The sequence below is a fragment of the Pseudomonas sp. R4-34-07 genome (assembly GCF_003852375.1).
Classification (GTDB): Bacteria; Pseudomonadota; Gammaproteobacteria; order Pseudomonadales; family Pseudomonadaceae; genus Aquipseudomonas.
In genome coordinates this window covers 5,783,629-5,796,147 of the sequence record NZ_CP027760.1, presented here as the reverse complement: position 1 = coordinate 5,796,147, position 12,519 = coordinate 5,783,629, and the positions used below count along the sequence as shown (strand labels likewise).

The 12,519-nt window shown below is 62.7% G+C and carries 10 protein-coding genes; all 10 read right to left on the bottom strand.

From position 1 onward, the window contains the following. Positions 1-9 precede the first annotated feature (9 nt). The 10 genes from C4J85_RS26835 to tssA all read right to left on the bottom strand — a co-directional run bounded on the left by C4J85_RS26835 (position 10) and on the right by tssA (position 12,378). Positions 10-444 (bottom strand): DcrB-related protein, encoded by a 435-nt coding sequence (locus C4J85_RS26835; RefSeq protein WP_124365007.1) that lies wholly within the window; start codon positions 442-444, stop codon positions 10-12. A gap of 14 nt (positions 445-458) precedes the next feature. Continuing rightward, a complete protein-coding gene (locus C4J85_RS26830) occupies positions 459-2,399 on the bottom strand; it encodes a type VI secretion system Vgr family protein (protein ID WP_124411097.1) in 1,941 nt (646 codons plus the stop codon). Between the two features lie 158 nt (positions 2,400-2,557). Continuing rightward, positions 2,558-5,212: a type VI secretion system ATPase TssH gene (tssH, locus tag C4J85_RS26825; RefSeq protein ID WP_124411096.1), complete on the bottom strand. Its 2,655-nt coding sequence runs from the start codon at positions 5,210-5,212 to the stop codon at positions 2,558-2,560. Next, complete coding sequence (gene tssG, locus C4J85_RS26820; RefSeq protein ID WP_124365004.1) at positions 5,205-6,248, bottom strand: type VI secretion system baseplate subunit TssG; 1,044 nt, start codon at positions 6,246-6,248, stop codon at positions 5,205-5,207. Before tssG ends, tssH begins: the two co-directional genes overlap by 8 nt. Beyond that, positions 6,212-8,071 carry a type VI secretion system baseplate subunit TssF gene (gene tssF / locus C4J85_RS26815; RefSeq protein WP_124368845.1) on the bottom strand — a complete coding sequence of 620 codons (1,860 nt, stop codon included), beginning with the start codon at positions 8,069-8,071 and terminating at the stop codon, positions 6,212-6,214. The genes tssG and tssF overlap by 37 nt, the downstream gene beginning before the upstream one ends. Next, positions 8,068-8,583, bottom strand: coding sequence for a type VI secretion system baseplate subunit TssE (gene tssE, locus C4J85_RS26810; RefSeq protein ID WP_124411095.1), 516 nt, complete (start codon positions 8,581-8,583; stop codon positions 8,068-8,070). Before tssE ends, tssF begins: the two co-directional genes overlap by 4 nt. Before the next feature lie 78 nt (positions 8,584-8,661). Then, entirely contained in the window at positions 8,662-9,150 is a 489-nt protein-coding gene (locus tag C4J85_RS26805; protein ID WP_124368844.1) for a type VI secretion system tube protein Hcp, read from the bottom strand. A gap of 148 nt (positions 9,151-9,298) precedes the next feature. Then, positions 9,299-10,795, bottom strand: a complete 1,497-nt coding sequence (gene tssC, locus C4J85_RS26800; protein ID WP_065953261.1) for a type VI secretion system contractile sheath large subunit — start codon at positions 10,793-10,795, stop codon at positions 9,299-9,301. A gap of 2 nt (positions 10,796-10,797) precedes the next feature. Further along, positions 10,798-11,304, bottom strand: a complete 507-nt coding sequence (gene tssB / locus C4J85_RS26795; protein WP_003195557.1) for a type VI secretion system contractile sheath small subunit — start codon at positions 11,302-11,304, stop codon at positions 10,798-10,800. Positions 11,305-11,358: 54 nt separating this feature from the next. Further along, entirely contained in the window at positions 11,359-12,378 is a 1,020-nt protein-coding gene (tssA, locus tag C4J85_RS26790; RefSeq protein ID WP_124411094.1) for a type VI secretion system protein TssA, read from the bottom strand. Positions 12,379-12,519 lie beyond the last annotated feature (141 nt).

Here is a 12,519-nt window from a genome sequence, read left to right as displayed (position 1 = left end):
GGCTGCTCATCAGGACACAGCGTCAAATGACAGCGAATTTTTGATCAATGCCCAATGCGCCGCCTCGGCATCACCCAGCGCGTCCGCCTTCACGTAACTCAAGGCAAGCATCTTGCGCGTGCCGGGAATCACCAGCGCCAACTGAAACTGGAAGACCTTGTCATTACCCTTGTTGAACTGGCTGCGCAGCTCGATGCCTTCCACCTCTTGATTCGCCCCCAAACGCACATCGACGCCGGGTTGATAGCGCAACTCCTGCACCTGTTTTTCCAGGCGCTGGAGCTGGTCGTTGAAGTTGCTGTGCAGGGTTTCGCCTTCGGCGAGCAAGCTACGGCTGACGATCAGGGACGTGCCCAGCTCGGGAAACTTGAGGATGTTGATCGTCGCGTCCTGCAGTTCGCCGGCAGGCAACTGGAACTGGAATTCATTGATTCGGTACGTCATAAAAACAGGTCTCGTCAGGAGCTTTTAGGCGTGGGGAACGCGGCTTTGATATTGGCGTCGATGCTGGCTTTCACGCCCTGGCCATCAGGCGTGGCGCCCGCGCCGCCACCGTTGTTCAGGTGCAGGACGCCGCCGGTGTTGAACTCGGCATCACCGCTGGCGTAGAAGCTGATTTGCACACCGGTCAGGTTGATCTGCCCGCTGGCGTTGAGCTCGAGGATGCTTTCGCCACAGACCAGGCGCAGATTTTCGCCCACTTCGATCACGTAGCTCTGGCTGATGCTGTCGGTCTTGCGCTGGCCCACCGAGAGAATGTCCTCCTGCTTGACGATGCGCAGGCGATTATTGCCGATGGTCACCGTCTCGTTATGCCCAATACTCTTGTTACGGTCATGCCCCACCGAATGGCTCTCATCCACCTCCACCACGATGTCCTGGTTACGCTCGGCATGGATGTACAACTGCTCCAATCCCTTCTTGTCCTCCATGCGGATTTCATTGAAGTTGGCCGGCGTGCCGCCTTTGCTGGAGCGGCTTTTCATGCCGCTCTGGGTCGCGTTCTCCGGCAGGTCGTAAGGTACGGTTTGCTCAGCGTTGTATACCCGCCCGGTGATGATCGGTCGGTCCGGGTCGCCTTCGAGGAAGCTGACGATCACTTCCTGGCCGATCCGTGGGATCTGCATCGAGCCCCAGTTCTTGCCGGCCCAGGATTGCGACACGCGGATCCAGCACGAGCTGTTCTCGTTGGACTGGTCGTGGCGGTCCCAGTAGAAGTGCACCTTCACGCGGCCGTATTGGTCGGTCCAGATTTCTTCGCCCTTGGGGCCCACTACCAGCGCGGTCTGCGGGCCTTTGACGACGGGGCGGTGGGTGCTGGCCAGCGGGCGGAAGCTCTGCTGGGCGTCGATGCAGGTGAGGCTGCTTTCGAACTGCGCGCCGCCTGCGCCGCCACCGCTTTCCAGGCTTTCCTGCACGATGTAGTAGCGACAGCCGACGATCAGGTATTCGCGGTTCTGGTCCTGGCGGCTGAAGCCGGTGAGGCTGAACAGGTGGCCCGAACCCAGGCCACGGGCATTGCCGGCGAACTCGATCTGTTCATGCAGGGTTTGCAGGGCTTCAATGCGGGTGCGCGCGTAGTGTTCGCCGTCGGCGCTTTGCACGTAGGTGCCGGGATAGTCATACAGCGGGTAGTCGCCGGCGGTGTGCGGGCGCGGCATGGCCGAGCGCACGTCGATGCTGGCGCTGGGGCGCTGGAAATCGTAGTCGTTGAGCTCCAGCGACCCCGGCTGCACCTCCTGCGCCAGGTGCCAGTTATGCATATGGTCGCGTTCGCGCTGCTGCTCGTCCTTGGGGTAATACGGGATCGACGCGTAGCCGGGCACCGTGGTGTGGGCGCCGTAGGCGTCGGCCAGCACCAGTACGTGACGGTCCTGCTCATGGCGGAAGAAGTAGTAGATGCCTTCCTGTTCCATCAGGCGGCTGACGAAATCGAAGCTGGTCTCGCGGTACTGCACGCAGTATTCCCACTCGCGATACGGCCTGCTCAGGGCATCTTCGAAGTCGGAAAAACCCAGGTCGCGGAACACCTGCTTGATGATCTGCGGGATGCTCAGGTTCTGGAAAATCCGGCAGTCGGAGGTGCGGCTGAGCAGCCACAGCCAGGGGCGCAGCGTCACCTGGTAGCTGGCGAACTGGCCCTGGTCGATGTTCTGGCTGCAGCGCGCGACAATGCCGTGGAAATGCCGCTCGCCACCGTCGGCCAGTTGCAGGCCGACACTCATCGGCTTGCCCAGCAACTGGTTGAGGTCGATGTTGGCGTCCAGGGACGTCAGTTGCAACTCATAGTTGAACAGCCTTCCTAACTCTTCACCGCCACCCATTTCATTGAGCAGCAGCACATCCGGCCCGAGAGGGCTGGTGATTTTGGCCAGGCGTGAGGCTTGGTTGAATAGCATCGATAGTCCCGTAAACGCCTTAATAACTGAAGAAACCGAATCCAAATGTGGGAGGGGGCTTGCTCCCGATAGCAGTGTGTCAGTTGATACATTGGGTGACTGGTGCACCGCTATCGGGAGCAAGCCCCCTCCCACATTTTGAGCAGCATTTCGTCAGGTTAATCGCTGAAGTCGTAGTGCAATTCATTATCCCGGCTGCTGATGTGCACCCCCGCCAGCGCCTTGCCTTCGAGCATGCGCGTGAGGAATTCACGGCTCATGTCCGGCAGCAGGCTGTTGGTCAGGATGGTGTCGATCATGCGCCCGCCGCTTTCGGTTTCGGTGCAGCGTGAGACGATCAGGTCGACCACCGCGTCGTCGTAGTCGAAGGCGACCTTGTGGGTATTCTCCACGCGCTTCTTGATGCGGTTCAGTTGCAGGCGGGTGATCGCCTTGAGCATTTCGTCGCTCAGCGGGTAGTACGGAATGGTTACCAGGCGGCCGAGCAGCGCGGGCGGGAAGATCTCCAGCAGCGGTTGGCGCAGGGCCTTGGCGATTTCCTCGGGCTCGGGGATGTTCGCCGGGTCTTTGCAGACGCGAGAAATCAGCTCGGTGCCGGCGTTGGTGGTCAGCAGGATCAAGGTGTTCTTGAAGTCGATCACCCGGCCTTCGCCGTCTTCCATCACGCCCTTGTCGAACACCTGGAAGAAGATTTCATGCACATCCGGGTGGGCTTTTTCCACCTCGTCCAGCAGCACCACGCTGTAAGGCTTGCGCCGCACCGCTTCAGTCAGCACGCCACCTTCGCCATAGCCGATATAGCCCGGTGGCGCACCTTTGAGGGTGGAGACCGTGTGGGCTTCCTGGAACTCGCTCATGTTGATGGTGATCACGTTCTGCTCGCCGCCATACATGGCTTCGGCCAGGGCGAGGGCGGTCTCGGTCTTGCCCACACCCGAGGTGCCTGCCAGCATGAACACGCCAATCGGCTTGCTCGGGTTGTCGAGGCCGGCGCGGGAGGTCTGGATGCGCTTGGCGATCATCTGCAGGGCGTGGTCCTGGCCGATGATGCGTTTCTTCAGGTGCTGGTCGAGGTTGAGCACGGTTTCCAGTTCGTTGCGCGCCATGCGGCCCACCGGAATGCCGGTCCAGTCCGCGACCACCGAGGCCACGGCCTGGTAATCCACGGTGGGCAGGATCAACGGGGTTTCGCCTTGCAGGGCGCTGAGGCGCTGTTGCAGGTCCACCAGTTGGGCGCGCAATTCGTCGTTGCCGCTGTCGACTTCGCCGATTTTTTCACGCAGCGTCGCGCGGGTGGCGAGCAGCTCATCCACCAAGGCTTTCTCGTCGGCCCAACGGTTTTCCAGGCTGGCCAGGCGCTCACGCTCGGCCGTCAGCAGCGCTTCGCTGTTGGTTTGACGCGCGCCAATCGCAATGCCGATCGCATGTTCCCGGGCGATGATTTGCAGCTCGGTTTCCAGCGCTTCGATACGGCGGCGGCTGTCGTCCACTTCGGCAGGCACGGCGTGCAGGCTGATGGCGACGCGGGCGCAGGCGGTGTCCAGCAGGCTCACGGATTTGTCTGGCAACTGGCGCGCGGGGATGTAGCGGTGGGACAGCTTCACCGAGGCTTCCAGGGCTTCATCGAGAATCTGCACCTGATGGTGTTTCTCCATGGTCGAGGCCACGCCGCGCATCATCAGCAGCGCTTTGTCTTCCGACGGCTCGGCAACTTGCACCACCTGGAAGCGGCGGGTCAGGGCCGGGTCTTTTTCGATGTGCTTCTTGTACTCGGCCCAGGTCGTGGCGGCCACGGTACGCAAGGTGCCACGGGCCAAGGCCGGCTTGAGCAGGTTGGCCGCGTCGCCAGTACCGGCAGCGCCACCGGCACCGACCAGGGTGTGAGCCTCGTCGATAAACAGGATGATTGGCTTGGCCGAGGCCTGCACGTCTTCGATGACTTGGCGCAGGCGCTGTTCGAACTCGCCTTTCATGCTCGCGCCGGCTTGCAGCAAGCCCACGTCGAGGCTGCGCAGTTCCACGTCCTTGAGCGCCGGCGGTACATCGCCGGCGACGATGCGCAGGGCGAAACCTTCGACCACGGCCGTCTTGCCCACCCCGGCTTCACCGGTGAGGATCGGGTTGTTCTGGCGCCGGCGCATGAGGATATCCACCAGTTGGCGAATCTCTTCATCACGCCCGACGATAGGGTCGAGCTTGCCGCTGCGCGCCTGTTCGGTCAGGTCGACGGTGAAGCGCTTGAGCGCTTCCTGCTTGCCCATCGCGCTGGGGGCCATGGCGCCGCTGGCTTCGCCGGGAACACCGGCATTGAAACCATCGCTGGCGCCAAGGGCATTCTCAGGCGAGTCGCCGACGTATTCATCAAACCGCTCGCTCAAGGCCTCGGGCTTGATCTTGTCGAATTCGGCCGACAAGCCCAGCAGCGCATGGCGCAGGCTCGGGGTTTTCAGGATGCCCAGCACCAGGTAACCGGTGCGCACCTGGCTTTCGCCGAACATCAGGCTGCCATACACCCAACCGCGCTCCACCGCTTCTTCCACATGGGACGACAGGTCAGTGATCGAGGTCGAGCCGCGCGGCAGGCGGTCCAGGGCTTCGGTGAGGTCGCGGGCCAGGCGCGCCGGCTCCACGTTGAACTGGCGGATGATGCGGTGCAGGTCCGAGTCCTGCAGCTGCAGCAACTGGTGAAACCAGTGGGCCAGCTCCACATACGGGTTGCCCCGCAGTTTGCAGAACACGGTGGCGGCTTCGATGGCCTTGTAGGCCACGCTGTTGAGTTTGCCGAACAGTGCGGCGCGACTGATTTCACCCATGCTCTGGATTCCTTGAGGTGGTGGCGTGATCGGCGTAATGCCGGGCCAGGATTAGGTCGTTGGCGTCATGCGCAGGTTGGCCGAGCCAGGTATTGAAGCCCAGGCGGAACTGGCCGTTGAGTTGCAGCGCCGGGACTTCGGGTTGTTGCAGGACCAGGTTCAAGTCCCAGTCCAGTTCATGGCCCAGGTACTCGGCCACCCACGCCACCAGTTCGTTGAACGGCTGGTGGCCGGGCAGCATGCCCATGTAATCGTCGAGTTTCAGCGGCCCGAGGCGAATGCGGAATTTGTGCTGGCGGTCCCACACATGGCTGCCCAGGCAGAAATCCACGCCGAGCCGGTTGGCGCTGACGCCGACGCGGCTGCGTTCGGGCAATTCCAGCCATTGGCCGACGTATTCTTCGATTTCCACCGGCAAGCCGAAGTACTCGCTGAGGATGGCCTTCAAGCCATCCGGGTAACGGGTCTGCGCCGACAGGTGGCCGCTGTAATGCAGCTTCGCCGTGTCGGGGATCAAGCCCTGGTTGAGCAAGCTCGGCATGCCGCGGCCACTCAAGGCGGCGAGGCGTGCGGACCAGTAGTCATCGTCCGGGCGGTCATGGCTGACCGTCGGGCGTGCCTCGGCCCAGGCCCGGTAGAACAGGGTCAGCAGGCGATGGTGGAACACATCCAGGAACTGTTTGCTGGTGCTGTCGGCATTGTTGCGCTGGCGCTCGCGCACGTATTCGGTGATATGCAGCGGCAGCGGGCCGTTGGGGCCGCCGAGGCCGAAGAAGAATTGCTCCAGCCGCGCCGGCTTGCCGTCACCGCCGGGGTCGACCGAGGCCAGCGTAGCCGGGGCGAAGGTGCAATCGGCCCGTTGGCCCAGGCGCAGCGGGTCATCCGCCAGGCGCAGGGAATGGCCCAGGCGCGGCAGGTCCGGCGATTCGCACTCGATACGCCGCAGCGCCTGGAAGAAGTCGTATTCCCAGGGCTCCTGGTGCATCGCGTCCAGGGTACTCACAGGGTCGGACGACGTCCGGGCTTGGCTTTCCATCGCATGATCTCGCCGCGTTCGGTGGTACGGATCACCGTCTCGGTAAAACTGTTGATCGACACGTAGCGTGCCAGGAAGCGTTCCAGCACCGCACCGAGCAAGAACACACCGGTGCCGCGAAACGCGTTTTCATCGAATTCCAGGGTGATCTCCAACCCGCGGCCAAACACAATCGGGCCCGGCATCGGCAGGCGTCGGGTCACCGCCTTGCTGCTGACTTCGCGCAAGCCTTCGATCTGCAATTGCAGGGCGGCGTCGTTGCTGTCGCCGTACAGGCGCAACAGCTCACGCAAGGCGCCGGCGCCCTGGCCCTGTTCACTTAAGGAAAGGTAGTTGAGCGACAACTGGCTGATCAGGCGCCAGGCCTTGGCATCGTGGGCATGGCTGGGGCGCGGGCGGCTGGGGCCGGCGACGCACCGCACCGAGAGCACCGGGGCGCTGTCGGCCAGGGTGAAATCGGTCTTGCCGTTACCCACGCTCATGAACAGCGGCAGGTCGCGGTTGGTGCACAGCGCGGTCACGCCCAACTGGCGCAGGTCATGGCGGTACGGTGCTTGCTGGCTGTCCACCAGGCTGACGAAGGTTTCGCTGCCCACATAGGTGGAACGCGGGCCGTTGCGGCGCTGGTCGCTGGACAGCACACGCGGTTCGCGACGCACGGTGTAATAGGCCTGGTCGCGGCCGTAGCGGGAGGGGTCGCGCACCGCATAAAACGGCAAAAACGGCTGCTCTGGCCCGGTGCCATGGCCGGTGAGGCCGCTCAACGAATGAATCTCGAAATCCATCGGCCGTGTGCGGTCAGCAATCACATGGTGTTCGTTGACCCGGTCGGACAGGTGGATGCGGTCCACGCGTTTGGGAAACAGGTTGATCGCCGGCGTGCAGAACGGTAGGAATTGCGCCGCGCCCACGCTGCCCTCCAGGCTCGGCTCGTGACGGTCGAACAGCACGATCAATTCCAGCTCCTGGCCGTCGCAGCGTTTGACCGCACGGCTCAGTTCGGCGAATTCAACGAACAGGAAGCGGTGGGGCAGGGCGAAATATTCCTGCAACAACCGATAGCCCTGGAACGCACGCGCCACCACCGGCATGGCCGCGTCGGCGTCGTCAAAGCCCCGTGAGCGCAAGGCGTCCTGAGGCAAACGCTCAACCCAATCACCGCCGGGCTTGCGTGCGAACACCGCGCAGGCGTTGCCCAGCAATTGTTCATAGAGACGGAACGGCTGCTCATCGGCGCCGCTGAGGTACAGCGGCAGGTTATCCAAGTCGAGGCTGTTGAATGGCAACTCGGCGCCGGTGCGCAGGGTCAGGCGCAAGCCGGCCTTGGCTTTCGGTTCGCTGGCGGCCAGGCGGCCGAGCACGGCGGCAGGGTTGCCGAAGTATTCAGCATTGCTCACCTGCAACGGCCACAGCGTCACCGGGTGCGCGGTGCGGTACTCGCAGCAGGTCTGGGTTTCACGGCCCAGGGCGGCGCGAAGCACCGTGTCGCGGGGCAGGGGGAAGCCGCTGGCGAGGGAGCCTTCGTCGGGGTCGGTCTGCAGTTGCACCACGGTCATCGACGGGGTGGGCGCCAGGTAATGCGGGTAGGCGATTTCCAGCAGGTTGTGGGTGAAGGTCGGGTACTCGGCGTCGAGCTTGAGCTGCACGCGGGCGGTGAGGTAGGCAAAGCCCTCGAGCAGGCGTTCGACGTACGGGTCGGCGCAGTCCATACCGGACAGGGTCAGCCGACTGGCGATCTTCGGGTATTCCTTGGCGAACTCGGCGGCGCTTTCGCGCACGTGGTGCAATTCCTGGTTGTACAGCTCCAGCAGGCGCGGGTTCATGGGCGCCTCCGTTGGTCGGCGTTCACTACACGCACATGGCCGGACTCCAGGTCCAGGTCGGTTTGCAGCAGCAGGCGCAACGGCACCGGCTGGGCCCACAGGTCGCCTTCGATCTCGAAACTCAAGGCGTTGTGGTTCATTTCACCCTGGCCGACGCGGGCTTTGACGCGCAGCGTATGGCGCAGGATGCGCGGCTCGAACGTCGCGATGGCTTGGTAGATCAGCGCTTCCAAGGCCTTGATGTCTACGCTGGAAACGCTGTTGCCCGCCAGCGCCGGCAGGCCATAATTGACCACCGAGGTGCCGGCCGGGGTGTGCAGCGTGGCATCGGCATCGAGCAACGACGTGGTGTTGAGCAGCCACGCCAGGTCGCGCAATACCGAGGCTTTCAATTGGGTCAGGGACAACACGCGTTTGTCCGCGCTTTCCCTTGGATTGGTTGGGTCGTCGTCGGTCAGCCGGTCCAGCAGGGACGGTTGCAGACGGTCGCGGGAAGCGATTTCAGTTACCACCAAAGCAGCTCCACGGACGGGTTGCGAGAGGAACACAAGGTTTGCGACCGTGGCGTGAAACCACGGTCACAAGGGCTATCAGCGCTTGGTGTTGGAACGGATGTTCCAGCCAAACTTGATCGCGCCGCCGTCTTTGGTGCCGTCGGCTTTCTGCGGCTGGTAGTCGACCATCACTTGGGCGAAGTTCAGGGTGACGTTCTCGGTCAGGCGGTCATCGGTGCCCGAACCGCCGGTGCTCAGCGAGGTCACCAGGACTTCTTCCAGGTTGATCACCATGTACTCGACCTGGCTTTCGCCACCGGCCTTGCGCACGGTCAGCTTGACCTTGTCGATGTGCTTGCCGCTGGCGCAGTGCATCATCAGGTTCGGCGACGCCTTGTCGACGTATTTGGTCAGCGACAGGTCCTGGATATTCACCTTGCCCGCGCCGCCGCCACCGCCCACATGCATGTTGCCGGACTGGGCCATGCCCCAGCTCCAGTTCAACACGTCGATCTCGTCCTTGTGGGTCTTGTCCATGGACTCGCCCTTGATGTCGCCGATCTTGATGAAAATATCAACAGCCATGTTTTCTCCCTGTGTGGCCCAGGCCACTTGATTTGGTGATCGTTCCCACGCTCTGCGTGGTAACGCATCCTGTGACGCTCTGCGTTACTGGGACGTAGTGCGTCCCCGGGCGGCATTCCCACGCGGAGCGTGGGAACGAGCGAGTTACTTAAGCGCTCTTGGCCGAAGGCAGCTTCGATACCAAACGCAACGATACCGTCAGCCCTTCGAGCTGGTAGTGCGGGCGCAGGTAGAACTTGGAGTTGTAGTACCCCGGGTTGCCTTCCACTTCTTCCACGATCACTTCGGCGGCTGCCAAGGGATGCTGGGCCTTGGTGGTTTCGGTGGAGTGCGCCGGGTCACCGTCGACGTAGTTGAGGATCCAGTCCTGCAACCAGCGCTGCATTTCGTCCTTCTCTTTGAAGGAGCCGACCTTGTCGCGCACGATGCACTTCAAGTAGTGCGCGAAACGGCAGGTGGCGAACAGGTACGGCAGGCGCGCGGCCAGGTTGGCGTTGGCGGTGGCGTCCGGGTCATCGTATTCGGCCGGTTTCTGCAACGACTGGGCGCCGATGAACGCGGCGAAGTCGGTGTTTTTCTTGTGCAGCAGCGGCATGAAACCGTTCTTCGCCAGTTCCGCTTCACGGCGGTCGCTGATGGCGATTTCGGTCGGGCACTTCATGTCCACGCCACCGTCGTCGGTCGGGAAGGTGTGGGCCGGCAGGTTTTCCACTTCACCGCCGGACTCGATGCCACGGATGCGCGAGCACCAGCCGTAGTGCTTGAACGAACGGTTGATGTTCACTGCCATCGCGTACGCGGCGTTGGCCCAGGTGTACTTGGAGCTGTCGGCACCGTCGGTGTTTTCTTCGAAGGCGAAGGCTTCCACCGGGTCGGTCTTGGCCCCGTACGGCAGGCGCGCGAGGAAGCGCGGCATGGTCAGGCCAATGTAGCGTGAGTCTTCCGATTCACGCAGCGAGCGCCAGCCGGCGTATTCCGGGGTGGTGAAGATCTTGGTCAGGTCGCGCGGGTTCGACAGTTCCTGCCACGAGCCCATGCCCATCACGGTGGGCGAAGCCGCAGCGATGAACGGCGAGTGCATGGCGGCGCAGACTTTCGACAGCTCGCCCAGCAATTCCACGTCCGGGGGCGACTGGTCGAAGTAGTAGTCGCCTACCAGGCAGCCGTAAGGTTCGCCGCCGAACTGGCCGTACTCTTCTTCGTACATCTTCTTGAAGATCGGGCTCTGGTCCCACGCCGTGCCCTTGAATTTCTTCAAGGTCTTGTGCAGGTCCGGCTTGGAGATGTTGAGCACGCGAATCTTCAGCTGCTCATCGCTCTCGGTGTTGTTGACCAGGTAATGCAGGCCACGCCAGGCGCTTTCCAGCTGCTGGAAATCCTGATGGTGGATGATCTGGTTGACCTGGGCGGTGAGCTTGGCGTCGATGGCGGCGATGATCGATTCGATCGACTTGATCGCGTCGTTGGACACCAGGTCGGTTTGTGCCAAAGCCTGTTCGGCCAGGGTGCGCACGGCGGTTTCCACGGCTTCGCGGGCGCGCTCGGTCTTGGGCTTGAATTCTTGCATCAACAGCGAGGCGAACTCGCTGGTTTCTTCGGTGGCGCCCAGGTTGGACGCGCCTTCGCGAACGGTATTGTCAGTCATGCTTACTGCTCCCCTGCAGGCTTGGGCGCACTGGCAAGTGCCTGGAGCAGTGCCGGGTCCTTGATCGCCTTCATGATGATTTCTTCGGCGCCGGTCTTGCCGTCCATGTAGGTCAGCAGGTTGGCCAGCTGGGTGCGGGCTTCGAGCAGCTGGTTCAAGGAATCGACCTTGCGCGCCACGGCGGCCGGGCTGAAGTCGTCCATGCTTTCGAAGGTGATGTCCAGGCTCAGGTTGCCTTCGCCGGTCAGCTCATTGGGTACGTGGAACGCCACGCGTGGCTGCATGGCCTTGAGGCGGGAGTCGAAGTTGTCGACGTCCACTTCAAGGAACTTGCGGTCGGCCACGGGTGCCAGCGGCTCGGCAGGCTTGCCGGCAAGGTCGGCCATTACGCCCATGACGAAGGGCAGCTGGACCTTTTTCTCGGCGCCGTAGAGCTCGACGTCGTACTCGATCTGCACTCGAGGCGCGCGGTTGCGCGCGATGAATTTCTGAGAACTTTGCTTCGCCACGTTGCTGCTCCTGGTCGCTTGAGCGACGGTGTTGTTACTGCACGGTCCGGCGGCTTACTCGCTGTCCGGGCCGCGCAGGTTTTCAAATTGGGACATGCCGTCGGGAATCAGATTGCGCACGATGGCCGCGAAATCGGCGTGCACCAGATTCTTCGCGCGGTTCAACAGCACCGGCAGCGGGCTCGAAGGCTCGTGCCGGGTGTAATACGCAAGGATTTTGTCGAGGCTGCGCAGCACCTCATCGCGGCTGGCGATATCGCCGGCAGGGCGGGGTGCTGCGGGGGCGGCGGCGTAGTCCACCGAGGGGGCGTTGTCTTCACTGACGGCCTCGGGTTCGCTGCTGCTGTCGGTGCCTGGCACCGCTTGATTGAGCAGTTGCAGCGCCTGTTTGAGCGGCTGCTTCAACGCGCTGAGGTCCACGCCCCGGGCGGAACCGACCTGCTCGTTGACCTGTTGTTCGATGGCTTCGCAGGCGGCACGCGCCGCGCTCAAGGCGTCGCGGGTGGCCTGCAGTTGCTCCGGGTCGCTGTCGAGGAACGCGGCGTTGAGCTGCTGGGCGCCCAGTTGTTCATCGGGGAAACTCAGCAGGCCGCTGGCGTTCAACGCGGCGCGCAGGCTCACCGGGCCAAAGGTGCGCGAACGCGTGAGGATGCTCTCGCGCAGCAGACGAATCGTGGTGTCGCCGGTCAAGCCGGACAGCGCGTTGATGCGCACGGTGGGGTCGTTATCGTCATCGGCATCCAGGCGCGGGTGCAGGTCGGCCCAGTATTGGCGCGATAACGCATCGATCAGGGTCAGGACGTCGGCCAGCCCGACCACGCCTTGCAGGGCGAGCGAGCTTTGCAGCAGGAAATGGGTGATGCGCAGGTCTTTGCTGCGCTGCAGCAAGTCAAGACTCTGCTGCTGGATGCTGCGCCATTCGGGTGGCTCAGCGGGCAGGATCGAATCGCCCATGCTGCGCTCGGGCTGGCCCTTGGCATCACGTTCCAATTGCAGAAATTGCGCGTCATATTCCATGTCTTCGCCACAGGGCGAGGACGCGGAAACGGCGGTGAGCAACAATGGCACATCCACTGAGTTCGATCTCCCTATCAGCCCGTTAGATGCCGGGCAATGCATGCATTAGTTGCGCGGTGAACTTTGCATGTTCTTGGTGATACCATCAGAGTGCCACTATCGTGCCATCATTGATGTTCAAGAAGTTGTGCATTTTTG

Coding starts and splice junctions, on each gene's coding strand:
- C4J85_RS26835 (WP_124365007.1), bottom strand. CDS start 444: ATGACGTACCGAATCAATGAATTCCAGTTCCAGTTGCCTGCCGGCGAA.
- C4J85_RS26830 (WP_124411097.1), bottom strand. CDS start 2,399: ATGCTATTCAACCAAGCCTCACGCCTGGCCAAAATCACCAGCCCTCTC.
- tssH (WP_124411096.1), bottom strand. CDS start 5,212: ATGGGTGAAATCAGTCGCGCCGCACTGTTCGGCAAACTCAACAGCGTG.
- tssG (WP_124365004.1), bottom strand. CDS start 6,248: ATGGAAAGCCAAGCCCGGACGTCGTCCGACCCTGTGAGTACCCTGGAC.
- tssF (WP_124368845.1), bottom strand. CDS start 8,071: ATGAACCCGCGCCTGCTGGAGCTGTACAACCAGGAATTGCACCACGTG.
- C4J85_RS26805 (WP_124368844.1), bottom strand. CDS start 9,150: ATGGCTGTTGATATTTTCATCAAGATCGGCGACATCAAGGGCGAGTCC.
- tssC (WP_065953261.1), bottom strand. CDS start 10,795: ATGACTGACAATACCGTTCGCGAAGGCGCGTCCAACCTGGGCGCCACC.